At 73.9% G+C, this 26,572-nt stretch carries 20 protein-coding genes; 11 read left to right on the top strand and 9 right to left on the bottom strand.

What is annotated here, in order from left to right; translation table 11 throughout:
- Positions 1-29 precede the first annotated feature (29 nt).
- Positions 30-2,615 (bottom strand): bifunctional lysylphosphatidylglycerol flippase/synthetase MprF, encoded by a 2,586-nt coding sequence (gene mprF / locus CLV92_RS16505; RefSeq protein ID WP_104434513.1) that lies wholly within the window; start codon positions 2,613-2,615, stop codon positions 30-32.
- A 256-nt stretch (positions 2,616-2,871) separates the two neighbouring features.
- On the opposite strand from mprF, the gene CLV92_RS16500 reads away from it, so the two are divergent.
- From CLV92_RS16500 to CLV92_RS16485, 3 genes are all read left to right on the top strand, one after another.
- On the top strand, positions 2,872-3,357 hold the full coding sequence (locus tag CLV92_RS16500; RefSeq protein WP_104434511.1) for a MarR family winged helix-turn-helix transcriptional regulator: 486 nt from the start codon (positions 2,872-2,874) through the stop codon (positions 3,355-3,357).
- A 218-nt stretch (positions 3,358-3,575) separates the two neighbouring features.
- Positions 3,576-5,159, top strand: coding sequence for a methyl-accepting chemotaxis protein (locus CLV92_RS16490; protein WP_146099598.1), 1,584 nt, complete (start codon positions 3,576-3,578; stop codon positions 5,157-5,159).
- Positions 5,160-5,322: 163 nt separating this feature from the next.
- On the top strand, positions 5,323-5,700 hold the full coding sequence (locus CLV92_RS16485) for an ATP-binding protein (RefSeq protein ID WP_158257292.1): 378 nt from the start codon (positions 5,323-5,325) through the stop codon (positions 5,698-5,700).
- Positions 5,701-5,735: 35 nt separating this feature from the next.
- Here CLV92_RS16485 and CLV92_RS21580 read toward each other — a convergent pair whose 3' ends face one another.
- The gene (locus CLV92_RS21580; protein ID WP_245886903.1) at positions 5,736-6,221 is read right to left on the bottom strand and encodes a MarR family winged helix-turn-helix transcriptional regulator; all 486 of its coding nucleotides are present in this window, start codon (positions 6,219-6,221) and stop codon (positions 5,736-5,738) included.
- A 94-nt stretch (positions 6,222-6,315) separates the two neighbouring features.
- On the opposite strand from CLV92_RS21580, the gene CLV92_RS16475 reads away from it, so the two are divergent.
- Together CLV92_RS16475 and idi are read left to right on the top strand one after the other, a co-directional pair.
- On the top strand, positions 6,316-8,487 hold the full coding sequence (locus CLV92_RS16475) for an MMPL family transporter (protein ID WP_245886901.1): 2,172 nt from the start codon (positions 6,316-6,318) through the stop codon (positions 8,485-8,487).
- A gap of 30 nt (positions 8,488-8,517) precedes the next feature.
- Entirely contained in the window at positions 8,518-9,057 is a 540-nt protein-coding gene (gene idi, locus CLV92_RS16470; RefSeq protein ID WP_104434503.1) for an isopentenyl-diphosphate Delta-isomerase, read from the top strand.
- Positions 9,058-9,092: 35 nt separating this feature from the next.
- Here the strand turns inward: idi and CLV92_RS16465 are convergent, their stop codons facing one another.
- From CLV92_RS16465 to CLV92_RS16435, 7 genes are all read right to left on the bottom strand, one after another.
- On the bottom strand, positions 9,093-10,049 hold the full coding sequence (locus CLV92_RS16465) for a threonine/serine dehydratase (RefSeq protein WP_211291200.1): 957 nt from the start codon (positions 10,047-10,049) through the stop codon (positions 9,093-9,095).
- Positions 10,050-10,059: 10 nt separating this feature from the next.
- Complete coding sequence (locus tag CLV92_RS16460; RefSeq protein ID WP_104434501.1) at positions 10,060-10,440, bottom strand: VOC family protein; 381 nt, start codon at positions 10,438-10,440, stop codon at positions 10,060-10,062.
- Positions 10,441-10,449: 9 nt separating this feature from the next.
- Positions 10,450-10,797, bottom strand: a complete 348-nt coding sequence (locus tag CLV92_RS16455) for a hypothetical protein (protein WP_104434499.1) — start codon at positions 10,795-10,797, stop codon at positions 10,450-10,452.
- Positions 10,794-11,501: a nucleotidyltransferase family protein gene (locus CLV92_RS21575; RefSeq protein WP_104434497.1), complete on the bottom strand. Its 708-nt coding sequence runs from the start codon at positions 11,499-11,501 to the stop codon at positions 10,794-10,796. Before CLV92_RS21575 ends, CLV92_RS16455 begins: the two co-directional genes overlap by 4 nt.
- Positions 11,502-11,685: 184 nt before the next feature.
- The gene (locus tag CLV92_RS16445) at positions 11,686-12,186 is read right to left on the bottom strand and encodes an HD domain-containing protein (protein WP_104434495.1); all 501 of its coding nucleotides are present in this window, start codon (positions 12,184-12,186) and stop codon (positions 11,686-11,688) included.
- A gap of 131 nt (positions 12,187-12,317) precedes the next feature.
- Positions 12,318-15,491: an Ig-like domain-containing protein gene (locus CLV92_RS16440; protein ID WP_104434493.1), complete on the bottom strand. Its 3,174-nt coding sequence runs from the start codon at positions 15,489-15,491 to the stop codon at positions 12,318-12,320.
- Positions 15,492-15,604: 113 nt separating this feature from the next.
- Positions 15,605-17,395 (bottom strand): glycoside hydrolase family 35 protein, encoded by a 1,791-nt coding sequence (locus CLV92_RS16435; RefSeq protein ID WP_104434491.1) that lies wholly within the window; start codon positions 17,393-17,395, stop codon positions 15,605-15,607.
- Between the two features lie 469 nt (positions 17,396-17,864).
- Between CLV92_RS16435 and CLV92_RS16430 the strand changes: the two genes are divergently transcribed.
- The 6 genes from CLV92_RS16430 (at position 17,865) to CLV92_RS16405 (ending at position 26,507) form a co-directional block, all read left to right on the top strand.
- Positions 17,865-18,785, top strand: a complete 921-nt coding sequence (locus CLV92_RS16430) for a carbohydrate ABC transporter permease (protein WP_245886899.1) — start codon at positions 17,865-17,867, stop codon at positions 18,783-18,785.
- Positions 18,785-19,714 (top strand): carbohydrate ABC transporter permease, encoded by a 930-nt coding sequence (locus tag CLV92_RS16425; RefSeq protein WP_104434487.1) that lies wholly within the window; start codon positions 18,785-18,787, stop codon positions 19,712-19,714. Before CLV92_RS16430 ends, CLV92_RS16425 begins: the two co-directional genes overlap by 1 nt.
- 96 nt (positions 19,715-19,810) lie before the next feature.
- On the top strand, positions 19,811-21,142 hold the full coding sequence (locus CLV92_RS16420; protein WP_104434485.1) for an ABC transporter substrate-binding protein: 1,332 nt from the start codon (positions 19,811-19,813) through the stop codon (positions 21,140-21,142).
- Between the two features lie 221 nt (positions 21,143-21,363).
- Positions 21,364-22,356 (top strand): LacI family DNA-binding transcriptional regulator, encoded by a 993-nt coding sequence (locus CLV92_RS16415; RefSeq protein ID WP_342762356.1) that lies wholly within the window; start codon positions 21,364-21,366, stop codon positions 22,354-22,356.
- Positions 22,357-22,459: 103 nt separating this feature from the next.
- The gene (locus tag CLV92_RS16410) at positions 22,460-23,995 is read left to right on the top strand and encodes an LVIVD repeat-containing protein (RefSeq protein ID WP_211291198.1); all 1,536 of its coding nucleotides are present in this window, start codon (positions 22,460-22,462) and stop codon (positions 23,993-23,995) included.
- A gap of 223 nt (positions 23,996-24,218) precedes the next feature.
- Positions 24,219-26,507 carry a substrate-binding and GGDEF domain-containing protein gene (locus CLV92_RS16405; protein ID WP_158257290.1) on the top strand — a complete coding sequence of 763 codons (2,289 nt, stop codon included), beginning with the start codon at positions 24,219-24,221 and terminating at the stop codon, positions 26,505-26,507.
- The last annotated feature ends 65 nt before the right edge of the window (positions 26,508-26,572 follow it).

Below are 26,572 nucleotides of genomic sequence, written 5' to 3'. Positions count from 1 at the left end.
CGCGGTGCGGGTCCGCGTGACGCGCCGGGTCAGCCCCGGATGACCCCGCGCACCCCGCCACCGACCAGCGTCGCCACGTTCATCATGACGTTCGGCAGGGCCAGCCCGCCGGGGGCGGCCACGTAGCAGGTCTGCCACTGGGGGTTGAAACCCTGCTTGAACTTCCGCAGGCCCTTGAAGTTGTAGAACTGCTCGCCGTGGGTCCACAGCAGGTGGCCGACCCGGTCCCAGAACGAGGGGGTGGCGTCGGTCCGCAGCCCCGACAGGGGCGCCATCCCCAGGCTGAAGGACGCGAAGCCGTTCTCCTTCGCCCACAGGATGCACTCGACGAACAGGAAGGTCATGACGGTGCTGGGCCCGTCGGGCAGGCGGCGCATCAGGTCGACCTGCACCTGCTGGCCGTCCGCGCCGGTCCACAGGGTCGCGAAGGCGATGATCTTCTCCTCCTGGCGCACCACGACCAGGGGGAAGCGGGAGACGTACTCCTCGTCGAATGCGCCCAGGGAGAACCGCTTCTCCTTGCCGTTGCGGTCCGCGAGCCAGGCCTCGGACACCTCGCGCAGGGCGGGCAGCAGCGGTGCGACGTCCTCGGGTGCGACGAACTCCACCGCCAGCCCCAGTCGCTGGGACTTGTTGCGGCAGGTGCGCAGGTTCAGCCGGGCCTTGCCGGAGAGGGTGAACTCCTCGAGCGGGACGACGGCCTCCTCTCCGAGCTTGGCCAGGCTCAGTCCGCATTCGCGGTACAGGTCGGCGTGGTCGGCGAGCACGTTGTAGAAGACCGGTCGGCCACCGTGCCGGTCGATCTCCTCGATGAAGCTCCAGACGAGCTCCCGGAAGTCGGCCGGATCCCCGACCGGGTCTCCCATCACCACCCAGCTGCGCCCCTCCACCTGGTACATGAGGAAGGCCGTGCCGCCCGGACTGAAGTGGAAACGCTTGTCGCCGGTGAAGGCGAGCTGCGAGATGCAGCGCCCCGACCGGGCGACGATGTCCGCCACCCGGGCCATCTCGTCGTCGTCCGCGGTCTGCGGGCCGGGGGTCGCCGCCTTGAAGATCCGGCGTCCGCCGATGAGGACCCCGACCGCACCCGCGGCCATCGCCAGCCGGTCCGTCCCCGACGTGTCGCCGGAGATCGACGCCGCCAGCAGGGGCGCGTCGACCGCGCCGCCGAGGCCGCTGAACTCCTGCCACCAGACGGCCGCCCCGACCAGCACCGCCGCGGTGACGGGCCAGACGGGGTTCTGCGGCCGGGCGAAGAGGGCACCGCGGTGGAACGCCGAGCGCGCCGGCACCAGGAGCAGGGCGAGCACGGCGGTCACGGCGGACAGCACCAGGTCACCGTGAGCGGCGGCGATCACCGTGACGACGGTCAGGAGCGCGAGGGTGGCCGCCCAGGCGCGCTTCAGCCGCCGGTGCAGGCCCCGGGCCATCAGCAGGGCGGACAACCCGGCGAGGCTGATGGTGACTGCCGACACGTCCAGCGCCCGGGAGCCCGGCAGGTCCCCCACCACCAGCATGGACACGCCGGCGCCGGCGACGCCCAGCGCGAGCACCGAGGGGGTGAGCACCGAAGGGGTGAGCACCGAAGGCCTCGGCGCACCGGGCATCGGGGCCGCTGCCGCGGCGGGCGTCGGGGCCGCTGCCGCAGCGGTGCGGGCCGAGCCGAGCGCCGTCACGCCCTGGCGGGCCTCGTGCACCACGAGGAGCACCGCCGCCAGGAGCAGCGGAAGCACGAAGTAGCAGAGCCGGTAGGCCACCAGCGCCACCGCGAGCCCCGCGGGCGACGTCGTCGTCCCGATCATCACCACCAGCGTCGCCTCGAAGACGCCCAGCCCACCGGGCACATTGGTCACCAGGCCGGCGACGGTCGCGATCGAGAAGGCGACGGCGAACGGGAGGAACGGGAGCCTGCCCTCGGCGGGGAGCAACACGTAGAGGGCTGCGGCCATGGTCAGCCACTCGAACGTCGACAGCACGACCTGGGCCACCGCCAGGCGGGGAGACGGCCGGTCGATGCGCCAGTCGCGCCAGCCGATCGCGCGCCCGGTGGCCGCCCAGACGAGGTAGCCCACCACCGACGCCAGCAGCAGCGACCCGACGACCAGGACCGCTGCGCCGGGCAGGTGCAGCGCCTCACCCGCCCGGGCGGGGTCGTACAGCATGCCGCTCCCGACCAGGACCGCGGCCCCGAGTGCCAGGGTGACGACGTTGAAGCCGATGATCCGGGTGATGGCGAAGCCCGGGACCTGCCAGCTGGAGTAGACGCGGGCCCGCAGCGCCGCCCCCACCACGGCGGAGGCGCCCAGGTTGTTGCCGAAGGCGGTCGCGATGAACGACGCGAGGCCGTAGCGGCGGTAGGGCAGGGGGTGCTCGACGTAGCGCAGCGCCAGCGCGTCGTAGCCGGTCATCGTCAGGTACGAGATCGCGGTCGCGACGAGGGCGGCGAGGGCGACACCCGGCCCGAGCGCCAGCAGGTCGCTGCCCAGTTCCGCCCAGGAGTAGTGGCGGAAGGTCCGGTGCAGCAGGGTCGCGGCTGCGGCCAGCAGCCCCAGCATGACGAGGGGGGCGAGCAGGTGACGTGCCGGACCGACCGACCGCCTGGACGAAGAGCTCACCGATCAGCAGTCGGCAGTCCGGCGCTCGTCCTTGAAGCGGCGCAGGCGGGCGGTGTGGATCCGGGGCGCTGACTGCGGCGGCCCCACCGGATGCTGGCCGGCCCGGACTGCCCGGCCAGCATCCGGTCAGCATCCGGTCGGGGTTCGGTCGGAGCCCGACCGGCATCCGGCCAGCACCGGGCCAGCACCCGGTCAGCGGTGAGCATTCACGCCCTTCAGGGTTCAGGTGGTGTCGCCTGCAGCCGAAGGAGTGAGCATGAACCACTCGGGCGACCTCCGCGGAGCCGTGCTGGAGCGCGCCACCGCGTCCGACGTCGAGGCGATGGCGTCGTTCGGGCGGGCTCTGATCGAGGTCGGCAAGGCCACCACCGCGTGGCTGGAGGCGGCCCTGGCGTCGTGGTCGCTGACGCCCAGCACGTTCGGCATGCTGCGCCAGCTGAGCCTGGTCGAGGTCGCGACGTGCTCGGAGCTGGCCACGGCCCTGAAGGTGTCGCGCCCGCGGGTCAGCGCCGTGAGTGAGGACCTGGTCCGCGCCGGCCTGATCGAGCGCGTGCACCCGGCGGGCAACCGGCGCGTGGTGCAGCTGCGCCTGAGCGCGCAGGGCCACGAGCGGGTGGCGGCGGTCACCGCCGAGCTGGCGGCCGAGTTCACCCCCGCCTACACCTCCATGAGCAGCGACGAGCGCGCCGGGCTGGTGCGGGCTCTGAACCAGCTCAGTCAACGGATCGCCCGCGCCGCCTGAGGCGGCGCCCCAGCAGCCCCGCCGCCCGGCACCACGCCGCTGCGGCAGCCCTCGTCCTCTCCGCGAGTTCGGATCTGAGCTCTCGGTTGCACACTGCCGACCGTCCCCGTCTGGAGCTCTCCGTGTCCTCGTCCCGCCCCGCCCCCTCCCAGCCGTCCTCCCCGTCGTCGTCCCGGCCGTTCACCTCGCCGGGTGCCCGGCGTGCGCCGTTGCAGCAGTTGGCAGACCGACCCATCGCGCAGAAGATCATGCTGGTGGCGCTGGTCGCGCTGCTCACCGCCATGGGCATCGGCGCGGTCGGCATCCTCGAACTGAGGGCGGTGGAGGCCAAGACGGAGCAGATGTACCGGACCAACGTGGTGCCGCTGCAGCAGCTCGGGGAGCTGCAGGCCGCGAAGATCCGCGCCGAGCGCAACCTGCTCCAGCACGTCTCCACCACCGACGAGGCGCTGATGGCGACGATGGAGCAGGCCATCGTCGACGGCGACGCCCAGATCGACGAGATCACCACCGCCTACCGGCAGCAGGCCGCCGACCCGAAGCTGGTGGAGGAGTTCGCCACCACCTGGGGCGCCTGGCGCCAGTTGCGCGAGGAGAAGCTGCTGCCGCTGAGCAAGGCCGATGACCGCGCCGGGTTCCAGGCCGCCTTCGAGGCCGAGGCCCTGCCGCTGTCGACGAAGGCCAAGGAGTCCCTGGACGCGCTGGTGATCGCCGAGGACGGCGGCGCCAAGCGGATCCTGGCCGAGGCCCGCGACACCTCCGCGGCTGCCATCCGCACCGTGGTGATCGTGATGGTGCTCGGGCTGATCGCCTCCCTGGGCCTGGCGATCCTGGTCACGAGGATGATCACCGGTCCGCTGGTGGCGGTCTCCGCCGCGATGCAGGCCATGGGCGCCGGTGACCTGACCAAGCGCATCCGGCTGCGCCGCGCCGATGAGATCGGGCAGATGTCGCGCGGGCTGTCCGCCGCCCTGGACGGCATGCACGAGACCGTCTCGGCCCTGACCCAGTCCTCCCAGACGCTCTCGGCGGCCTCCACCGAGCTCTCCGCCACCAGCCGCCAGATCGCCTCCACCGCCGAGACCACCAGCGCCCAGGCCCAGACCATCTCCGCCGCCGCCGAGCAGGTCTCCGGCAACGTCCAGGGCCTGGCCGCCGGCGCTGAGGAGATGGGCGCCTCCATCCGCGAGATCACCGTCAACGCCACCGAGGCCTCCCGCGTCGCAGGAGACGCCGCCGACCTGGCGCGCTCGGCCACCCAGACCGTGCAGCAGCTGGCCGCCTCCTCCACCGAGATCGGCACCGTCGTCAAGCTCATCGAGGCCATCGCCGAGCAGACCAACCTCCTCGCGCTCAACGCCACCATCGAAGCCGCCCGCGCCGGGGAGATGGGCAAGGGCTTCGCCGTCGTGGCCGGTGAGGTGAAGGAACTGGCCCAGCAGACCGCCCGGGCCACCAGCGACATCACCACCCGCATCGGCGCCATCCAGCACGAAGCCGGCAACGCCGCCACCGCGATCGGGCAGATCGCCGAGGTCATCGACACCATCAACCAGTACCAGTCCACCATCGCCGCGGCCGTGGAGGAGCAGACCGCCACCACCGCCGGCATGGTCGGCTCGGTCAGCGAGGCCGCCGGCGGCTCCTCCGGCATCGCCGCCGACGTCGCCGCCGTCGCGATGGCCGCACAGGAGACCAACACCGGCGTCGGCCACATCACCTCCGCCGCCGACGACCTCTCCACCCTCGCCGTCACCGTCGAGCAGATCGCCGCCAAGTTCACCCTCGAACACCACCGCTGACCCCAGGAACACCCGTCATGGCTGCCGGCGAGACCCGGCAGCCATGACGGCACCGCTCGGGCAGGGTGGCGCCCCCTCGGAGAGGGCGGCGTCCTTGTGAAGGTGGTGGGCGGATCGCGGGGCCCGATGCATCATGGGCGCCCGATCGGGCAGGGGAAGCGCCATGACGCGGCTGACGATCGACGGGAAGCCCTCAGACGTCCCCCGGGCGAGGCGCTGGGTGGTGCGCACCTGCCGGCAGTGCGGAACCTGTGAGGTCGACACCGACCTGGCCGAGCTGCTGACCAGCGAGGTGGTGGGCAACGCCGTCCGCCACGGCCAGGGCCCCGTCCGGCTCGACGTGGAGTGCCGGAGTGGGACCGTGCGCATCAGCGTCACCGACGCCGGATCCGACGCCCCCCTGCCGCGCCACGTCGACTACGACGCCACCAGCGGACGCGGGCTGGCCCTCCTCCAGGCCCTGGCCCACACCTGGGGCCACACCCCCACCCCGCCCCCCGACCACGGCAAGAGCGTCTGGTTCGAGCTGCGCGCCGACTGATCACCGCCCGTCCGCAGCACGGCCCGGCGCGGCGGTCAGCCCGCGGTCGCGCCGCCGCGGTGCGCCTCGTCCGCCGCAGCGCGGGCCGCCTCCAGCAGACGGGCGAGGATCTCCCCGAAGCGGCGCAGGTCCTCGTCGTCGCACTCGGCGAACACGTGGCGCATGCGCTCGCCCAGCGGGGTGAAGAACGCCCTCGCGAGCTCCTGGGCGGACGGTGTCATCCGCACGCGCACCCGGCGGCGGTCCGCCTCGTCGTGCACCCGCTCGACGTGCCCGGCGCGCTGGAGCCGGTCCACGACGGCGGTCGTGGCGGAGGTGCTGAGGGAGAGCACGCGGGAGAGCTCACCGGCCGTGATGGGCCTGCCCGCCACGGTGGCGCGGGAGACGTGCGCCAGGGCGTTGAGGTCGGTGGTGTGCAGGGAGTGCGCACCGGCGAACACCTGCACGAAGCGGTTCACCTCGAGGGTGAAGGCCTGCAGCTGCTCGACCAGGGCGCCGCTCGACTCGGCGGGGGACGTCACGGCCCCACTGTGGCGCACGGATCCGCTTGCCACGGCCGCACCGCCCATCTACCTTCAAGGTCGGACATTCCCATCATCGAAACAAGGGGTCGTCGTGACCGCCGTCCTCGCCCGGCTCGCCGGCCGCCGCACCGCCCGGTTCGCCGTCCTGCTCGCCGTCCTCTTCAGCGGCGCCGTCCTCGGGCTGCAGGGCAGCGCCCCCGAGGCCCGCGTCGTCGGCGGACTGCCCGCCTCCGCCGAGTCCGCCCGGGCAGCCGCCCTCCAGCAGCAGCTCCCCGGGGCGCGCACCGAGCCCGCGGTCGTCGTGGTCAGCCGCGGCGGGCAACCGCTGAGCGCCGAGGACGAGGCAGCCGTCGCCCGGGCCGTCGAGGGCCTCACCGACCTCGCCACCGCCGGGCCGGTCGTCCCGCCCGCCCTCTCCCCCGACCGCACCGCCGCCCTCGCCGTCGTGCCCCTCACCGCCGACACGGCCGACGCGGAGGTCGCCGCGACCGTCGACGAGCTCCGCGAGCGCCTGCGCACGCTGCCCGGGGACCTCGACGCCCACGTCACCGGCCCCGCCGGCTTCACCACCGACATCGGCCGCGTCTTCGACGGCGCCGACGTCACCCTCCTCGCCGCCACCGCCGCCGTCGTCGCCGTGCTGCTGCTGGTGACCTACCGCTCGCCGCTGCTGTGGCTGGTGCCGCTCGCCGTCGTGGGCACGGGCGACCGCGTCGCCGCCGGCCTCCTCGTGATCGTCGACCGCTCGACCGGTCTCAGCTTCGACCCCTCCACCACCGGCATCACCAGCGTCCTCGTCTTCGGCGCCGGCACGAACTACGCGCTGCTGCTCATCGCGCGGTACCGGGAGGAGCTGCGGCGCGAACCGGACCGCCACCTGGCCATGCGCCGGGCGCTGCGCTCGGCGGGCCCGGCGATCCTCGCCAGCGCCTCCACCGTGATCCTCAGCCTCCTCACGCTGCTGGCCGCGGACCTCGGCAGCAACCGCGACCTCGGCATCGCCGGCGCGATCGGCGTCGCCACCGCCCTCGCCTACGGCCTCCTCGTCCTGCCCGCCGCGCTCGTGCTGTTCGACCGGTGGCTGTTCTGGCCGTTCGTGCCCCGCGTCGGCTCCCCCGACCCCACCCGCACCGGCGGCTGGTCGAAGGTCGCGGCACTCGTGCGCCGGCGCCCCGCGGTCGTCGCGGCCGGCAGCCTCGCCCTCCTCGCGGTGCTCGCCACCGGCACCGCCGGCCTGTCCGTGGGCCTGGCGCAGACGGAGCAGTTCCGGGAGCGGCCGGAGTCCCTGCGGGGCCAGGAGGTGCTGGCCCGGGCGTTCCCCGCCGGCACGGCCGAGCCGCTGGCGGTCCTCACCACGAACGCCGCCGCCGACGCGGTCGCCCGCACCGCCGGGGCCACCGCGGGCATCGCCGCCGCCCGCACCGGCCCGCGCGCCGGGGAGGCACCCGGCGACGTCGTCCAGGTCGACGCCGTCCCCGAGGCCGCCGCCGGCACGGAGGAGTCCGACCGCACCATCGCCCGGCTGCGCGCCGCCCTCGACGAGGCCGACCCGGGTGCCCTCGTCGGCGGGGCGACGGCCACCACCTACGACACCGAGCAGGTCGCCGCCCGCGACCAGCGGGTCGTCGCACCGCTCGTGCTGGGCGTCGTCACCGTCGTCCTGCTGCTGCTGCTGCGCTCCGTCGTCGCGGCGCTCGCGCTCGTCGCCACGGTCGTCGTCTCCTTCGCCGCCGCCCTGGGCGCCAGCCGGTGGATCTTCGACGCCCTCTTCGGCTTCCCCGCCCTCGACGCCTCGGTGCCGCTCATCGCGTTCCTGTTCCTGGTGGCCCTCGGCGTGGACTACAACATCTTCCTCACCACCCGCGCCCGGGAGGAGGCCCTCGCCTCCGGCACCCGGGAGGGCATGGCCACCGCGCTGGCCGTGACCGGCGGCGTCATCACCAGCGCCGGCGTCCTGCTCGCCGCCGTGTTCGCCGTCCTGGGGGTGCTGCCGCTGATCGCCCTGACCCAGACGGGGGTGGTCGTGGGCGTCGGCGTGCTGCTGGACACCCTGCTGGTGCGCAGCGTCCTGGTCCCGGCGATCGTCACGCTGCTGGGGCGGTGGACCTGGTGGCCGTCCCGGCTCGCCAGGCGGGCCCCGGCCCTGCACCATCGGGTCGAGCAGCACCAGGACCAGCAGGACCGGGACGAGCGGCACCGACCGCAGGAGCCCGCCCCGGCAGCCCTCCGGGCTCCCCGCACCGGAGAGGATCCCTCCTCATGAACGGCATGACGCGATGAACGGCACGACGGCATGAGCAGCACGACCACCACCGAGGACACCCCCGAGCTCGTGGTCCTCCTCGACGAGGACGGCCGGCCCTGCGGCACGGCGCTGAAGTCGGAGGTGCACCACACCAGCACCCCGCTGCACCTGGCCTTCTCGTGCTGGTTCCTCGACGAGCACGGCCGGACGCTGCTCACCCAGCGCGCCGCCGCGAAGCGCACGTGGCCGCTGGTGTGGACCAACAGCGTCTGCGGGCACCCCGCTCCCGGGGAGGACCCCGTCGACGCCGTGCACCGCCGCGCCGCCGACGAGCTCGGCGTGCGGGTGGCGGACGTGCGCCCGCTGCTGCCGGACTTCCGCTACCGCGCGGTGATGGCCGACGGCATCGTGGAGAACGAGATCTGCCCCGTCTACGCCGCCCGCGCCCTCGGCGCACCCATCCCCGACCCGGACGAGGTGGGCGACTGGCGCTGGGTGGACCTGGCCGAGCTGCGCGCGGAGGTGCACCGGGACCCGCGCCCGTTCAGCCCGTGGATGCTGGACCAGCTGGCGCAGCTGCCCCTCTGAGGGTTCCCCGCCGGGTCCCGCAGCGGCTCCCGCCCTCAGCCGGGCGGGGGCTTCCGCGCGGACAGGTCGGCGGGATCGGTGTTCGCCCCGCACAGGACCACCGCGACCCGCTCGCCGGGCGCGGGGACGTGGGCGCCGTCGAGGAGCGCGGCCAGCGCCGCCGCGGCACCGTGCTCCACGACGATCCGGTGCTGCTCCCAGAGCCGGCGCCGGGCGGCGACGATGCCGTCGTCCGCGACCAGCACCGAGCGCACCCGGGCCCGGACGGCGACGTCGAAGGCGATGTCCCCGATGCGCCGCGCCCCCAGGGAGTCGGCCGCCACCCCGGAGACGCCCACGTCGACCGGCTCCCCCGCGGCCAGCGCGGCGTGCAGGGTGGGGATCGTGGCGGGCTCGACGGCCACCACCTGCGCCGCCCCCTCCACGGCCGCGGCGATCCCCGCCATCAGCCCGCCACCGCCCACGGCCACCACCACGGTGTCGACCTCACCGGCGAGCTGGTCGAGCAGCTCCGCCCCCACGACGCCCGCGCCGGCGGCGATCTCCGGCTGGTCGTAGGCGTGGCAGTACACGGCCCCCGTCGCGGCGGCGTGCTCGACGGCCCCCGCGTAGGCGACGGCGTACTCGGCCCCGAGCTGCACCACCTCCGCCCCGAGGCGGCGCAGCCCGTCGACCTTCACCTGCGGCGCGGTGGTGGGCACGAACACCGTGGCCGGAACCCCGAGACGGGCGGCGGCGTGGGCGTTGGCGAGACCGGCGTTGCCGCCGGAGGCCACGACGATCCCGACGCGCGCGTCCAGGTCACCCTGCTCCCGGGCGGCGAGGATGCGGTTGAACGCCCCGCGCGCCTTGAACGTGCCGGTGTGCTGGAGGAACTCCAGCTTCAGCCAGGCCGGACGGGGCAGGTCCTCGGCGCGGAGCACGGGGGTCGAGCGCACCCAGCCGGCGGTGCGGGCCGCGGCGGCCTCGACGTCGGCGCGGGTGATGGTCACGGTCGCTTCCTCAGGCCGGGTCGAGGCGGCGGCGGAGCAGGCAGAACTCGTTGCCCTCCGGGTCGGCCAGGACGTGCCAGGACGCCTCGGCCGACTGCCCGACGTCGACCGGCCGGGCCCCCACCGCCAGCAGCCGCTCCAGTTCCGCGTCCTGGTCCCGGTCGGTGGGGCTGACGTCGAAGTGCAGGGGGAGCTTGCCGCGCCGCGGTTCGGCGGAGGGGACGAGGACGATGGTCGACACGGGCCCGCCGAACCCGCTCTCCGGGCCGATCTCGATCGAGCCGTCCTCGTCGTCCTCCAGGCGGACGAAACCCAGCACGGCGCACCAGAAGCGCGCCAGCTCCTCGGGATCGCGGCAGTCCAGCACGAGTTCACTGATGCGGCAGGCCATCGCAGGAGCCTAGGACACGCCCGGCGGTCTGCCCGGTGGCGGAGCGGAGGCGGCCGTGGAGGGCTCCTCCCCCAGGAGGTCGGCCGGCAGCAGCGGAGCAGGGTCGGCCTCGTGCTCGGCGAGCAGGTCGGCGAGTTCCCGTGCGTCGTAGCCGCCGACGCCGGCGGCGATGCGCTCGCGGCCGGTCGCCGCGTCGACGGGGCGGAACTCGAGTTCCGCGTCGCCGTAGAAGTCCCGCCACAACGCCCGGTTGAGGTGGAAGCGGCCGGTGTGGGGGTCGTAGGCGTAGAAGCGGTCCTCGCGCTCGGCGGCCACCACCACCTCCCGCTCCCCGTCCAGCACGAGGTAGAGGTTCATCGCCCGTCCCTTCCCCTGGTCGTCCCTCGGCTCGTCGTCCGGGCGGCTCTGAGCCGCTCCTGGTAGTCGCGCGCGCCGGCCCGCTCCGCTGCCCGAGCCGCACCGGCCGGTGCAGCCGCCCCGACCGCGTAGCGATCGGGGTAGGCCTTCGCGACCAGCGCCACCCCGCCCAGCTCCCGCAGCTCCGCCAGGCCCGGCGGGGTCTGCACCCTCGCCCAGCGCTCCACCATGACGGCGTGTGCGCGCGCCCGCTCCGGCCTGGCCACGGTGTCGTCGCGCTCGATCTCGCACTCCCGGTGGGTGTCGTGCTTGGCGGCGATGGACTCCTCGGAGTGCACCTGGACCTCGCAGGCCACGCCCGCCCGCTCTGCGGCCACGACGAGGTGCAGCCCCTTGCAAGCGTGCTGCGCCGGCTGGCCGTGCTCGTCGAGGTAGGACTGCTCGGCTCCGCGGACCGACCAGCCGCGGGCGGCGAGACCGTTGACCAGTGCCCGCGCGGTGCCGACGAGCTCTGCCGGGGAGGCGGCCACGGCGGTGCAGCGCACGACGTCCTGCAGTTGCTCGGCGGCCACCGCCGCGGGCAGCAACCGGCTGCGCACCCGGTCGTCGATCTTGCAGGCGAGCGAGGTGGGGGACTTGACCCGGAACGCCAGCCCGTCCGCGCGCGCACCGGCCGGCAGTGCAGCCAGGAAGTCGCTCGTCATGCCCGGTTCCACCTCTCGCACCCGCGCGAGGACCGCCAGGGCCTGCTCGCCGGCGGAGCGGTGGCGTTCGACGAGCGCGGCGGCGTGTCCTGCGGCCAGAGCACGTCGTCCCGGTCGGGGGCTTGCGGTGGGCGCAGGTCGGCGAGGTCGCCGTCGCGCGGAGCGGGCATCGTCGTCGATCGCCCTAGTCGCGCGCTGCGGACGGTGTCGGGGAGTCGCCGGGCCCTCGCCGCGCGGACAGCTCGTCGAGGACGGCCAGGGCGTGGGCGTACTTCGCCGCCAGCCGCTCCCGCGTGGCCCCGTCGAGGGCCGCGACGCGCGCGGGGTCGGTGTTGTCGGCGATGTCGGCGCGCTTGACCCGCAGCGCGAGGGGGTCCGCGGCGACCCGGGCGTAATAGGTGTCCGGTTCCTCCCCCGGCACCCGGGTCAGCGCGAGCACCGCCGCCACCACCCGCTCGGGGAAGCCGGCCGCCCGCAGCTCCTCCGCGGTGACGGAGGTGTCCTCGACGACGTCGTGCAGCCAGGCCACCGCCACCGCCTCGGCGGGCCCGGACGGTACCTGAGCGGCCACGCGGGCGGCCACCCGCTCGGGGTGGGACAGGTAGGGCGCGCCGGCCTTGTCCACCTGCCCTGCGTGCGCCGAGGCCGCCAGTTCCCGGGCGGCCGCCACCAGATCAGTTCCCACGGGACCTCCTCCGGACCGACCCTACGCCCACGCTCGGACCCCCGGCCCTCGCCGTTCCGGGGCGGGGCGCCGGAACGCGACCGGCCCGCCGCGGGAGTTCCCGTGGCGGGCCGGTCGTGCGGTGGCGCAGGTCAGCGCTGCGTCAGGCGCACCTCGTACCTGCGCGTCGCGGTCCCGTCCTCGCTGGTGACGGTGACCACGGCCGTGCCGCCCGGGCGCGCCGCCTGCTGCACGTCGACCGTGGCGTAGGGGTCGGCGGCCACGGCCGTGACCTGCCGGGTCCCGCGCGGCGCCTCGTACGTGGACCGGTCGGCGGAGAACCCGGCCAGCGGCTTGCCGTCGGCGGAGATGGAGGCCGCCGCGGCGTCGGAGGACGTGCTCGCCCCGCCCTCGTAGAGCTGGATCTCGCTGACCGTCATGTAGCCGCTGTCGCGCGCCGTCATCACGACCCGCACCGCGTCGGTCAGCACCGGGGCGAACCGGACGTCGGCGACCGGCCCGGCGGCGCTGCCGTCGGGCAGGGACACGGGCTCGCCGGCCTTCACCCAGGCACCGGAGGCGTCGCGGACCTCCACCTGCAGCTTCGTGGGCCAGCTGCCCTCCCCGTCGCGGTAGAAGTGCGTCACGACGCGCTTGATGCTCCGCGGCTGCGCGGCGGTCACCGTGAGGGTGTCGGAGGGGTTGCGGTCCGACGGCTTCCAGTTCGACCAGGCCTTGTCCCCCAGGTCGCCGTTGAGCACGCCGTCGACGCCGTAGCCGGGCTCGGTGAACGTGGCCGACGCCCTCAGCTCCCCGGACGGGACGAGCGCCTCGCCGCCCTCGGTCACCTGCACGCGCACCGTGGCGGGCAGCGTCCGCCCGTCACCGGCCTGGGCCGTGCCGGTCAGCGCGACGACACCGGTCCGGGCGAAGGCCCCGTCGGGAGCGGCGTCCCAGGCGACGGGGACCTCGACCGGGTGGCCGAGCGCCCCGACGGCCGCGACGGTCGGGGGCAGTTCGGGGGTGCCGCCGACGGCGGTCTTCGCCCGCGCCGGGAGGGTCGCGGTGAGGGTGTCGACGACGACGGTGGCGGTGGCGTCGTGCCGCCTGCCGAGCAGGTCCGTCGCCTGGCCCCGCACCCGCACCGTGCCGGCCTTGCGCCAGGCGTTCTCCCCGGGGAGGTCCCAGCGCACCGGCAGGCTGCCGCGCGTCCCGTCGCGGTACTCGCCCGCCACGGTCTCCGGCAGCACCGGAACGACCCCGGGGACGGTGAAGGCCTCGGCCGGAGCCGTGCCGCGGACGGTCTCGTCGACGAGGGCCCAGCGCTGGTTGGAGCCGGAGTTGGCGATCCAGCTCGTGACGGCCGCGCCGTCGGTGGTGGCCTGCCCCCCCACCTCCAGGAGCCGCTTGGTGCCGGCGTTGACGAGCGTCCAGGTGCCGTCGCCGGTCGTCGAGGGGATCCACTCCGTCTGCGGGCCGGTGGTGCCGGCCGGGGCGAGGACGACCGCGCCGTCCGCGTCGAGGGCGAGGCGCGTGCCGTCGCTCACGCTGGTGAGGGTCCATCGCGCCCGGTTGGTGCCGCCACCGCTGACGAGGCCCGCGCGCCAGAACTGCGCCGTGCTCGCGGCGTCGTCGGTGCGGATCACGGCACCGCTGCCCGCGGGGGTCACGGACTTCCCGCTCTGGGCGCCGCGCAGGCGGTACACGCCGCCGTCCTGCAGGAGCGCGGCGTCCTCCGCGACGCCCTTGACGCCCTCGACGAGGAACGTGGTCACGGACTCGGCGGGGACCCGGACGGTCGCGCGGCCGTCGCGGACGCGCACGGCCTCCCCCCGCACCAGTGCGCCGGCGGCGCTGGTGACGACCGGGGTGACCCTCGCGCCGCCGGTGACGGTGCCGAAGCCGGTGAGGTCGAGCGTCACGGCCCGCGCGGCGGCGGTGTCGTTGACGTGCACGACCGTGGCGCCGCGATCGGTGACGGCTGCGGTGCTGGAGGTGTCGTCGACGCCGATGAGGTGGTCGCCGGGACGGATGAAGTGGGTGAAGTTCCGCGAGGTGTGGAACTTGGTGTTCGTGCGGATGGGGCAGGTCTCGAGCGTGTCGTCGGCGTCGCAGTCGAAGGGCATCTGGATGCTTCCCCAGTTGCCGCCCAGCGCGCTCTCCCCGCCGGGCTTCATGTTGTCGTAGTCCTCGACGGGCTGCCAGAACACCCATGCGGCGGGTTCCAGCTCCCGCAGGTCGTCCGCGATGCGCTGCGCCATCCCGAGTCCGGGGACCATCGACTCGAAGTCCTGCCGGTCGCCCCAGTTGCCCTCGACCTCGCTCATCCACAGCGTCCTGCCCTCGCCCTTGGCGATGTCGCGGACGGTGGTGCGCTGCCCCGTGCCGTAGGTGTGGACGTTGAGCTGGTCCACGAGGGCACGGACGTCCTCGGGGTAGGCGTTCCAGTTGCGGGCGAAGATGCCGGGGTTCGTCTCGTCCATCGCGGAGATCCGGGCGTCGGTGTCGGCGTCGCGCAGCTCCTCCGCGAGGGACCGGAGCACCTCCTGCTGGAGCTCGGGGCCCATGTGGGCGCCCTCCTGACGGCCCCCGACGGGCTGCCCGTCCGCGCCGAGCCTGGTGCCCCAGTAGTTCGTGCCCGGCTCGTTGAAGGGGTCGAGGGTGTCGACCTCGATGCCGTGGGCGTCCTCGAGGCGCTCGACAGCCCCCACGAGGTAGGCGTTGAAGTCGTCGATGCTCTCCCGCTTGAGCTGGTCGGCGTTCGGGTCGAAGCCGCCGGAGACGTACCCGCTGACCGTGTGGAACCACGGCGGGGAGTTGCTGAACGCCTCCCAGCGGTCCACGCGGCCCTTGATGCGGTCGACCCACCAGCGCTGCGTGGGGTCGGCGTCGGGGTTCCAGTCGGCGGGGTCCTCGGGGTCGAACCAGTCGACGTCCTCGCGGGTGGTGCCCTCGGGGGCCCGCCACCAGCCCTCGACCGCGCCGCCGGGGCGCAGGTAGTCCGGCACGTCCGGGGCGTTGCCGCCGCCGATGTTGTAGCGGGCGATGTTGAGGTTCAGGCCCTCGGAACCGAACAGCATGTCGGCGAGGCGGTTGCGGATCTCGTCGGGGTAGTCGCCCGTGGCGTTGGCGAACCAGACGAGGCTGGTTCCCCAGCCCTGGAACTCCTCGCCGCGGTAGGAGGGGTCCAGCCGGACCGTCACCCCGGCGGTGGCGGGCTCCGTCGGGGCTGCCGTCGGGGCCGCCGCCGCCGGGGCGCCGGTGGCCAGCAGCGCGATGGCCGTGCAGGCGGGAACGAGCCGTCGTGCTGCTCCGCGTCTCTTCATGAGGGCCTTCTCTCTTCGCTTCGTCGCGGTCGGGAGGTGGGGATCTCGCTGCTGCGGGCTCGTCGCGCGAGCCCGGGGTGGGTGCTGCCAGGAAGTGCCGCCAGGAGGTGCTGCTAGGCCTCGGTGTGGCCGAGGTCGAGGCCGGGGACGAACTCGACGGTGTCCCGGCCCACGTGCTGTTCGAGCAGGACCAGCTCGTTGCCCTCCGCCCGCAGGAGGGGCGCGGGCACGTAGAGGGTGCGCTGGGGCCCGCGGGACCAGTACCGCCCGAGGCAGAACCCGTTGACCCAGGCGAGGCCCTTGCCCCAGCCACGGGTGCTGAGGAACAGGTCACCGGTCCAGCCGTAGCGTCCCGGGACCGCGCCTGGCGGCAGGTCGAAGGAGGCGTGCAGGACGACGGGCCCGACGACGGGGATGTCGGTGGTGGTCACGTCCGCGCCGCGGGACAGGCGCGGCACGCGGGTGAGGTCGAGGGGGCGCACGTTCCAGTCGCGGACCTCGTCGCCGGCGAAGTGCACGGGCCCGACGAGCCCCTTCGCCTCGCCGATGTGGGGTCCGTAGTTGACCCTCCCGAGGTCCTCGACGAGCAGCTCGACGGTCCGGCCGGCGGGCAGGGGCAGGGCGCGCTCGTGCGCGTCGCGGGAGACGACCCCGACGGGCCGGCCGTCGACGCGCACCTGCGCCCGGTCGCGGACCTCCCCGAACTCCAGGACCCCGGGCCGGGGCTCTCCGGGCAGCTCGGCGCGGTACACCGCGAGCACGGGGTAGCCGGCCGCCTCGCCGACGGCGTCCATGGTGGGCAGCTCGGCGTGCGCGGACTCCTCCCCGAGCTGCTCGAGCACGGCGGCCAGGGGCCGCGCCGACTCGATGCGGACGCTGAAGGCGGGCGCCGGGGCGGCCGGCGGGACGTCGTAGTCGGGCACGGAGGTGTGGCGGGCCAGCACCTCCCGGAACGCCCAGTACTTCTGCGTGGGCTGCCCCGCCTCGTCGAGGGCGGCGTCGTAGTCGTAGCTGGTGACGATGGGCTGGTAGGTGCCCTTGTGGTTGGCGCCGTTGGTGGCGCCGAAGTTGGTGCCACCGTGGACCATGTACACGTTGACGGACGCGCCCAGGGACAGCAGGTCGTCCAGGTCCGCGGCCGCCTGCGCCGCGGAGGTGGTGTGGTGGTGCTCGCCCCAGTGGTCGAACCACCCGTCCCAGAACTCCGAGCACATCAGCGGGCCGCTGGGCTGGTGCTCGCGCAGGGTCTTCAGCCGCTCCAGGGACCGGGAGCCGAACGAGGCGGTCTTGTGCAGGCCGGGCACGCTGCCGTTGCGCAGCATCTCGTCGGTCGGCTGGTCGACGCTGGTGAGCGGCACGGTGATGCCGATGTCGCGCGTCATCCGGGTGAGGGTGCGCAGGTAGCCGGCGTCGCTGCCGTAGGCGCCGTACTCGTTCTCGACCTGCACGAGGACGACGGGCCCGCCGCGGTCGACCTGCCGGGGGACGAGGACGGGCGCCAGCGCGGCGAGGTAGTCGGCGACGGCGCTGAGGAAGCGCGGCTCGGAGCGGCGCACCCCGGTGTGCTCGTCGTCGAACAGCCACGCGGGCAGGCCGCCGTTGTGCCACTCGGCGCAGATGTAGGGGCCGGGGCGCACGATGGCGTGCATGCCCTCGGCGGCGACGAGGTCGAGGAACCTGCCGAGGTCGAGGCCCCCGCTGAGGTCGAACTCGCCGCGGCGGGGCGCGTGCGCGTTCCAGGCGACGTAGGTCTCGATGGTGTTGAGCCCCATCAGCCTCGCCTTGTGGATGCGGTCCGCCCACTGGCCGGGGTGGATGCGGAAGTAGTGCAGCGCACCCGACAGCACCCGGTGGGGCTCCCCGTCGAGCAGGAAGTCCTCCTCGCCGATCTCGAAGGTGGTCACCGGTCTGGTCCTCCCTGGGAGCTGGTGCGGGAGCGGCCGGGGTGGCGCGTCCCTGCGCTGGTGCGCGGCATCGCGGGTGGGGGCCGGCCGGGGTGCCCGCGGCGCCGCGCTGCGCGGGTGGTGGGCGCGGTCCGGTCCGTCCGTGACGTGCGCGTCCCGGGGGCCGTCGAGCCGTCCCGGCCGGGCCGGCCGGGGTGGCGCCTCCGAGGAGGGCTACCGGCCGAGCCGATGTTTACGCAAACACGGTGGCAGTCTGCTGCCGCCCCCGGTCGCCGTCAAGCCCTCCGGACCGCTCGCAGTGGACCGGGGGCGGCGCGCGGAGGCCGGCTGCGACGGACTTGCGCCAGGCGATTGACGCCGCGGCCTCCGGGGTGCACGATGCTCCCCATCCCTCGTGTTTGCGCAAACATGAACATCTGCACTTGTATGTTTGCGCAAACAACCACAACGACGTGTGCGGAGGCCGCCCGTGACGACAGCTGCACTCCCCCAGGTCCGCCACCCCGCGCCCCAGCGAGCGGAACGGCGGCGCCGGTGGACCGGATGGGGCTTCCTCGCACCCTTCATGCTCGTCTTCGCCCTGGTGTTCCTGGCGCCCATCGCCTACTCCCTGCACCTCAGCCTCTTCCAGGAGCGCCTGGTGGGCGGGCGGGCTTACGTGGGCCTCGACAACTACGCGAAGGTGCTGCAGGACCCGCAGTTCTGGAGCGCAGCGCAACGGGTGGCCCTGTTCCTCGCGGTGCAGGTCCCCGTGATGCTGACCCTCGCGCTCCTCGTCGCCCTGGCCATCGACAGCGGCCGCCTGTACGGACGTGACGTCTTCCGCATCACGGTCTTCCTCCCGTACGCGGTGCCCGCCGTGGTGGCGGCCCTCATGTGGGGCTTCATGTACGGAACCCGCTTCGGGCTCGTCGGCGGGCTCAACGACGCCCTCGGGCTCTCCCTGCCCAACCCGCTCGCCCCCGACCTGCTGCTCGCCTCGATCGGCAACATCGTCACCTGGGAGTTCATGGGCTACAACATGCTCATCTTCTACTCGGCGCTCCGGGTGATCCCGTCCTCGCTGTACGAGGCGGCCGAGATCGACGGAGCAGGGCAGTGGCGCATCATCACGGCCATCAAGCTCCCCGCGATCCGCGGCGCGCTCGTCATCGCCACGATCTTCTCCATCATCGGCAGCTTCCAGCTGTTCAACGAGCCCGCGATCCTCCAGAGCCTCGCGCCGAACTCGATCACCACCTCCTACACCCCCAACATGTACGCCTACTCGCTCTCCTTCGCCGGGCAGCAGTACAACTACTCGGCGACGGTCGCGATCGTGATGGGAGTCCTCACCATGGCCGTGGCCTACGCCGTCCAGCTGCGCGGCATGCGCGAAGGGGCGAAGTGATGACCGCCACGACCGATCGTCCCCCCGCGCCCCTGAGCCGCCCGCGGACCCCGGCGCCCCGGCCCCGCCGCGCCGTCTCCCGCGACAAGCCGCGGCGCAGCCCGCTCCTCACCCTCGTCACCGGGCTGGCGCTGCTGTACAGCGTCGTACCGCTGCTGTGGCTGTTCATCAACGCCACGAAGACGCAGGCGGGCCTCTACCGCTCCTTCGGGCTCTGGTTCGACGAGGACTTCGCCCTCTTCGAGAACATCCAGCAGACCCTCACCTACGACGACGGCGTCTTCGTGCGCTGGTTCGGCAACACGCTGCTCTACGTCGTCGCCGGCGCTGGCGGCGCCACCGTCCTCGCGGTCCTCGGCGGCTACGCCCTCGCCAAGTTCGACTTCCCCGGCAAGCGGGCCGTCTTCGCCGTCGTCATCGGCGCCGTCGCCGTCCCCGGCACGGCCCTGGCCGTCCCCACGTTCCTCATGTTCAGCCGGATGGGTCTGACCAACACGCCCTGGGCGATCATCATCCCCTCGCTGATCTCGCCCTTCGGCCTGTACCTCATGTGGACGTTCTGCCGGGAGGCGATCCCGGACGAGCTCATGGAGGCGGCCCGCGTCGACGGGGCGAGCGAACTGCGGACGTTCGCGCAGATCTGCCTCCCGCTGCTCGGTCCCGGCCTCGTCACGGTCCTGCTGTTCAACACGGTGGCGACGTGGAACAACTACTTCCTGCCGCTGATCATGCTCAAGGACCCCGACTGGTACCCCCTGACCCTCGGCCTCAACGCCTGGAACGCCCAGGCCGGCACCGCGGGCGGGGAGGCCATCTTCAACCTCGTCATCACGGCGTCCCTGCTCACCGTCCTGCCGCTCGTCGCGGCGTTCCTCCTGCTCCAGCGGTACTGGCAGTCCGGCCTGGCCGCGGGCAGCGTCAAGGAGTAGACCGCTCCGCCCCCGGCCGCCGCCCCACACGGCACGCGGCCCCGCACCACCACCTCCGACCCCTCCCAGCACCACCACGTCCTGAAGGGAACCACCATGAACGAGCTCGGCCGACGCACGCTCCTCCGCAGCGTCGCTCTCCTCGGAGCGCTCTCCCTCTCCGTCACCGCGTGCGGTGACTCCGGCGCCGACACGGCAGCGCAGGGCGGTGACGCGACGGCGGGCGGGAAGGCCGGCGGCAAGCTGACGGTCTGGGCCTGGGACGGGACCGTGGAGGACGTCGCCGCGAACTTCGAGAAGGAGAACCCCGGCGTCGACGTCGAGGTCGTCAACGCCGGCACGGGCAACGACCAGTACACGGCCCTGCAGAACGCCATCTCCGCGGGCTCCGGCGTGCCGGACGTCGCCCAGGTCGAGTACTACGCCATCCCGCAGTTCGCGCTCGGCAAGTCCCTCGCGGATCTGGCGGGCTTCGGGGCCGACGAGCTCGACGGAACCTTCACCCCCGGACCGTGGAACTCGGTGCGCATGGGTGGGGACGCGGTCTACGGGCTTCCGCTGGACTCCGGGCCGATGGCGCTCTTCTACAACAAGGAGGTCTTCGACAAGCACCAGGTGCCCGTCCCCACGACGTGGGACGAGTACGTCGAGGCCGCCCGCAAGATCCACGCGGCCGACCCGAACGTGTACATCGCCGCCGACAGCGGTGACGCCGGTTTCACCACCAGCATGATCTGGCAGGCCGGCGGCCAGCCCTACCAGGTCGACGGCACGACGGTGTCCATCGACCTCCAGGACGAGGGCTCCAAGCGGTTCGCCGAGACGTGGCAGCAGCTCATCGACGAGGACCTGCTGTCCGACATCAGCCCCTGGAGCGACGAGTGGTACAAGGCGCTCGGGGACGGGACGCTCGCGACGCTGCCCACCGGGGCGTGGATGCCGGGCAACTTCGCCTCCGGCGTTCCGGACGGCAAGGGCAAGTGGGCCGTCGCCCCCCTGCCGCAGTGGGAGGCCGGCGCCACCGCCAGCGCAGAGAACGGCGGCAGCTCCCTGGCGGTGCTCGAGGCGGGGAAGAACAAGGAACTCGCCTACCAGTTCGTCGAGTACGCCGCCGCGGGCGACGGCGTCGCCACGCGCATCGAGGGCGGGGCCTTCCCGGCCACGACGGAGCACCTGTCCGACCCGGAGTTCCTCGAGGCCCCGTTCGAGTACTTCGGCGGGCAGCAGGCGAACAAGATCCTCGCGGAGTCCGCGGCGAACGTCGTCCCGGGCTGGTCGTACCTGCCGTTCCAGGTCTACGCCAACAGCGTCTACAACGACCACGTCGGCAAGGCGTACCTGGGCGAGACGACCCTCGCGGACGGGCTCCAGCAGTGGGGCGCCGCCTCGGAGACGTACGGCAAGGACCAGGGCTTCACGGTCAAGTGACCCCTACCACGGCCGGTCGGGGTGACGGGGGTCACTCCGACCGGCCGTGGTCCCGGGCCGCGCGGCGAGGATGACCGGTTGGGTAACCTAGGGAGGTCGCGAGGGTGAGATCCCCGCTCAGTGCGCCGAGGACGATGCCGGCGAGGGAGGTGGCCGCGGTGACGACACCGGAGGCCGCGAGCCGGGTACCGACGGAACCGCCCCGGCAGCGCCGGGTGTCCATGGCCGACGTCGCCCGCCACGCGGGCGTGTCCGCGCAGACGGTCTCCCGGGTCTCCAACGGCTACGAGGGCGTCGTCCCGGAGACGCGGGAGCTGGTGCTGCGGGCGATGCGCGAGCTCGGCTACCGCCCCAACGGCGCCGCCCGCGCCCTGAAGTACGGGGAGTTCCGCACGATCGGCGTCCTCCTCTTCACGCTGTCCACGACGGGCAACATGCGGACCCTGGACGCCATCGCGACCTCCGCGGCCCGCGAGGGCTACGCGATCACGGTCATCCCGATCGCGGCGCCGACCGAGGCGGGCGTGCACGGCGGCTTCTCCCGCCTCGAGGAGCTCGCCGTCGACGGGGTCATCATCATCATGGAGGTCCACCTGCTGGACTCCGCGGTGGTGTCCCTGCCCCCGGGCCTGCACACCGTCGTCGTGGACTCCGACGCCGGTGACCGCTACGCCGTCGTCGACACCGACCAGGCCGACGGCGCCCGGCAGGTCGTCGAGCACCTCCTGGCACTGGGCCACCGCACCGTCTGGCACGTCGCCGGTCCCGAGAGCTCGTTCGCCGGTGAGCGGCGGACGGCAGCGTGGCGGCAGTCGCTGCGGGCGGCCGGGCGGCCGGTGCCCCCCATGCTGCGCGGGGACTGGTCGGCGGAGTCCGGCTACGCGGCGGGGCTGCGCCTGGCCGAGGAGCCCGGGTGCACCGCGGTGTTCGCCGCGAACGACCAGATGGCCCTCGGCCTGCTGCGGGCCTTCCACGAGCGCGGCCTGGTCGTCCCGCGGGACATCAGCGTGGTGGGGTTCGACGACACCGCCGACTGCGCCTCCTTCATCCCCCCGCTCACCACGGTCCACCAGGACTTCGCCGAGGTGGGCCGTCGCTGCGTGGACGGGGTCCTCCAGCAGATCCGCACCGGCTCCGGCGAGCCCGGGACCACCCTGGTCCCCACCCGCCTCGTCGTGCGGGGGAGCACCGCCCCGCCGCACCGGAACCGCTGAAGGGCTGGACGCTGCGCAGCCGCACGACTACCGTCCTGCCACCCCTACCAGGTGGAACGATGAGGTTCCCCCTGGTGTCAGCACCCCAGAAGGGCAGAGCCGAATGACGGCATCCCCCAAGCGGCTGCTCGCGCTCAGCGCAGCCGCGGCCCTCGCCACCGGCGCGTTCGTCGGCATCAGCGTCCCCGCGCAGGCCCACCCCGACGCCTGCACCGGCGACCACTCGAGCCACGAGCACGAGCACGAGGACTTCTGCTTCTCCCACGAGCAGATCGACGAGATGGACGACTCCGGTGCCGAGCTCGGCACCGGCGAGACGGCCTCCTCGGAGAACCTGAAGCTCGTCAGGAACGTCCCCAAGGTCGCGCAGTTCTCGGCCTCGAACTCGTTCAGCACCGACCTGGCGTTCAAGGACGGCTACGCCTACCAGGGCAACTACAACGGCGTGACGATCTACGACGTCCGCACGCCGACCGACCCGAAGGTCGTCTCGGTCATCGAGTGCCCCGGCGCCCAGAACGACGTCACGATCGCCGGCAACACCCTCGTGCTGTCGATCGACTCCTCGCGCAGCGACGACAGCTGCTCCAGCGCGTTCCAGACGGCCGAGAAGGAGTCCTCCTGGGAGGGCCTGCGCCTGTACGACATCAGCAACCCCCGGGCGCCGAGGCTGCTGACGACGGTGGAGACCGACTGCGGCTCGCACACCAACACGCTGGTGCCGGACCCCGCCAACAAGCGCTCCCTGATCTACGTCTCCTCGTACGGCCCCAACCCCACCTTCCCCGGCTGCCAGCCGCCGCACGACAAGATCTCCATCGTCGAGATCCCCGACGCCTCCCCGGCGGCGGCCAGGGTCGTCGCCGAACCGGTCCTCTTCCCGGACGGCGGCGCCACGCTGGTGCCGGCGAACCCGTCGATCCCCTTCGACGCCGGGTCGCGGGCCACCGATGGCTGCCACGACATCACCGCGTACCCCGCCAAGGGCATCGCGGCGGGCGCCTGCATGGGCCAGGGCGTGCTGATCGACATCAGCGACCCTGTCGCGCCGAAGGTGATCGACTCGGTGACCGACCCGAACTTCCACTTCTGGCACTCGGCGACGTTCGACGACGAGGCGCAGACGGTCGTGTTCACCGACGAGCTCGGCGGTGGGGGCGGCCCGACCTGCAACCCGTCGATCGGCCCGAAGCGCGGCGCCAACGGCATCTACCGGGTCGTGAGGACCCCGGCGGGGCCGAAGCTGGAGTTCGCGTCCTACTACAAGATCCCGCGCGTCCAGCACAACACGGAGAACTGCGTCGCCCACAACGGCTCGATCATCCCGCTCGCCGGGCGTGACGTCATGGTGCAGTCCTGGTACCAGGGCGGCATCTCGGTGATGGACTTCACCGACCCGGAGAACCCGCGCGAGCTGGCCTGGTTCGACCGTGGTCCGCTGCCCGTGCCGGACGGCGGGCGCGCGCCCATCGGCGGCACGTGGTCGGCGTACTGGTACAACGGCCACATCTTCTCCAGCGACATCCAGCTCGGCCTCGACGTGCTGAAGCTGGACGAGCGGTCGATCACCGCGCAGCTGCGGCCCAGCCCCAGCACGCTCAACGTGCAGTCGCAGGTGCCGGTCGCCAGGAAGCGCTGACCCCACCCCGGCAGCACGGGGTCCAGAGGGCCCGTCCCACCGCCGCCCGCGGTGGGACGGGCCCTCCGCCGTCTGCCGGGCCGGGGCGCGCCCTCCCGGCGTCTCGCCGTCCCGGTGCGACAGGACCGGGCGCGCGGTGCGAAAGTACGGGCTCCGAGGTGCCGATCAGGAGAGGTGGCGGCACCTGGCCGCCGCCATCGACGCGCAGCCGGGAGGGGACAGCGTGGTCACCGGACCCACCGTCGCCGTCCTGGCGCCCATCACGGGCGGCTTCTACTACGGCGGCCTCCTCACCGGCATCACCCGGGAGGTCGCCGCCGCGGGCGGCCGGGTGCTGCTGGTGCAGACCCTGGACGCCGGCCTCAGCGGTGACGACGTGCTCGAGGCCCCCGAGTTCGGCAACCCCACGGCGCGCGACGTCGCGGACGGGTTCCTGGCGCTGGCGGCCTCCACCCGGCCGCTGCACCTGGACAAGCTGCGCGCGGAGGGCAGGCCCGTGGTGCTCGTCGGCCACACCGCCGACGGCCTCGGCCTGCGCAGCGCGATGCCGGACAACGCAGGCGGTGTGCACGCCGCGGTCGCCCACCTCGTCCGCGAGCACGGGCACACCCGCATCGGCTTCATCGGCAACCTCTCCCAGAGCGACATGCAGGAGCGCTTCGCCGCCTACGAGGACGCCATGCGCCTGCACGGCCTCGCACCCGCGCCCTGCTTCCACGCCCCGGACAACGCGCTCGTCGGGGGTCGCGCGGTGGCCGCCCGCCTGGTCGCCGACGGCCTGCCCGTGACGGCCGTCGTCGTCGCCACCGACCGCAACGCCCTCGGCGTGGTCGAGGGCCTGCGCGAGGCCGGGGTGTCCGTGCCCGCCGACGTCGCGGTGACCGGCTTCGACGATGTCGAGGGCCACACCAGCACCGCCCCCTGCCTGACCACCGTGAACCAGCAGTTCGACCGGGTGGGCGCCCTGGGGGCGCGGCTGCTGCTGGCCGAGCTGCGCCGGGACGCCGTGGCCCCGGGCCGCCACACCTCCCCGGGCGAGCTGGTGCTGCGCACCTCCTGCGGGTGCCCGGGCACCCTGGGGATGCACGCGGGCGAGGTGCCCGCGGGAGCCCTCCGCGGGGACGGGGCCCGGGAGCCCGCCGGGCTCCCGGAGCTGCACCGGGCCCTGCACGCGGCGCTGCAGCCCGATCCCCACCAGCCCGCGGCCGGCGCCGCGCTGGCCGCCGCGGTCGACGTGGTGGCCCAGGCGCTGGAGGCCGTGGCCGCGGGCGGGGAGGACCCCGGGGAGGCGCCCCCGGCGCGTGCCGCCGCCCTGCTGCAGGAGCTGCGCCCCACCCCCGAGGCGCTGCGCGTGGTCAGCGCCGTCGTCGGGGAGCACGTCATGCGCGTCGTGGCCGCCCACCCCGACACCGGCGCGCCCGGCCGGGAGCCGGACCGGCAACGGCTCATCGCCCTGCACAGCCGCATCGTCTCGGCCCTCTGGAGCTCCACCACCGCGCGGTTGATGGAGCAGTGGGTGCGGCAGGAGGCCACGATCGCGGAGCAGTACGCCGTGAGCATGAGCCTGCTCCACCGCGGCGGTGGCGACCCGCGCTCGCTGGACTGGATGACCTCCACCCACGTCGGGGCCGGCTGCGTCGCGCTGTGGGAGGACGGCCCGGACGGCGAGCGGCTGCGCGTGGCGGGCGTGCACGACCGGCACGGCGACCTGGCCGCGAGGCTGGGCGGGGAGGTCCTCGGCGTCCGGAGCTTCCCGCCCCGGGCGCTGCTGGAGCGGGCCGACCCGGCCGCGCAGGAGGTGGCCTACGTCCTGCCCGTGCGGGCGCGCGGTTCCGACTGGGGCCTGCTCGCGGTGGTGGGCCGGATCGACGCGCAGACCCTCGACGCCCGCGCCACGTACAACCACTGGGCGGCGCTGCTGGCCGTCGCGTTCGAGCAGGAGCAGCTCCTGGTGGCGCTGCGCGCCAGCGAGGAGCAGCAGCGCCGCCGCGCCCTGCACGACGCCGTCACCGGGCTGCCGAACCGGACGCTGTTCCTGGAGCTGCTGACCCGCGCGCTCGAGGGCCCCGGCGATCGGACGTCGGACGGCGCCGGCGGGGAGTTCGCCGTGCTCTTCCTCGACCTCGACGGGTTCAAGCAGGTCAACGACACCCTCGGCCACCACGCCGGCGACCGGCTGCTCGTCGCGGTCGCGGAGCGGTTGCTGGGGGCGATGCGCCCGGGAGACGTCGCCGCCCGCTTCGGCGGTGACGAGTTCGCGGTGCTGCTGGCGGCCCCCGCGGAGGAGGTGGTGGCGATCGTGGAGCGGATGCAGCGGGCCATCGCCCTGCCGGTGCTCCTCGACGGCCGGCCGGCCGCGGTCAGCGCGAGCGTCGGGATCGCCGTGCGGCGCCGGGGCCGGTCCACGGCGGAGCAGGCCCTGCGCGACGCGGACCAGGCCATGTACCGGGCGAAGTCCGCGCGCCGCGGCTCGTGGGTGCTGGACGCGGACGGCGGGGGCGGCACCGTCTGACGGCACCACCCCCGCTGCTCCCGCGCCGCCGGTGCGGCGGCCGCGTTCACCCGTGCTGCTGCGTG

Source organism: Kineococcus xinjiangensis, assembly GCF_002934625.1.
Taxonomy (GTDB): Bacteria; Actinomycetota; Actinomycetes; order Actinomycetales; family Kineococcaceae; genus Kineococcus_A; species Kineococcus_A xinjiangensis.
The sequence above is the reverse complement of the archived record's forward strand: the minus strand, read 5'-3'. Positions and strand labels throughout refer to the sequence as shown.

What these genes read in the sequence shown, in the direction of transcription:
- CLV92_RS16455 (WP_104434499.1), bottom strand. Translation starts at nt 10,797, where the DNA reads ATGAACCTCTACCTCGTGCTGGACGGGGAGCGGGAGGTGGTGGTGGCC.
- CLV92_RS16410 (WP_211291198.1), top strand. Translation starts at nt 22,460, where the DNA reads ATGACGGCATCCCCCAAGCGGCTGCTCGCGCTCAGCGCAGCCGCGGCC.
- CLV92_RS16425 (WP_104434487.1), top strand. Translation starts at nt 18,785, where the DNA reads ATGACCGCCACGACCGATCGTCCCCCCGCGCCCCTGAGCCGCCCGCGG.
- idi (WP_104434503.1), top strand. Translation starts at nt 8,518, where the DNA reads ATGAGCAGCACGACCACCACCGAGGACACCCCCGAGCTCGTGGTCCTC.
- CLV92_RS16420 (WP_104434485.1), top strand. Translation starts at nt 19,811, where the DNA reads ATGAACGAGCTCGGCCGACGCACGCTCCTCCGCAGCGTCGCTCTCCTC.
- CLV92_RS16485 (WP_158257292.1), top strand. Translation starts at nt 5,323, where the DNA reads ATGACGCGGCTGACGATCGACGGGAAGCCCTCAGACGTCCCCCGGGCG.
- CLV92_RS21575 (WP_104434497.1), bottom strand. Translation starts at nt 11,501, where the DNA reads ATGACGAGCGACTTCCTGGCTGCACTGCCGGCCGGTGCGCGCGCGGAC.
- CLV92_RS16500 (WP_104434511.1), top strand. Translation starts at nt 2,872, where the DNA reads ATGAACCACTCGGGCGACCTCCGCGGAGCCGTGCTGGAGCGCGCCACC.
- CLV92_RS16415 (WP_342762356.1), top strand. Translation starts at nt 21,364, where the DNA reads ATGGCCGACGTCGCCCGCCACGCGGGCGTGTCCGCGCAGACGGTCTCC.
- CLV92_RS16440 (WP_104434493.1), bottom strand. Translation starts at nt 15,491, where the DNA reads ATGAAGAGACGCGGAGCAGCACGACGGCTCGTTCCCGCCTGCACGGCC.
- CLV92_RS16460 (WP_104434501.1), bottom strand. Translation starts at nt 10,440, where the DNA reads ATGGCCTGCCGCATCAGTGAACTCGTGCTGGACTGCCGCGATCCCGAG.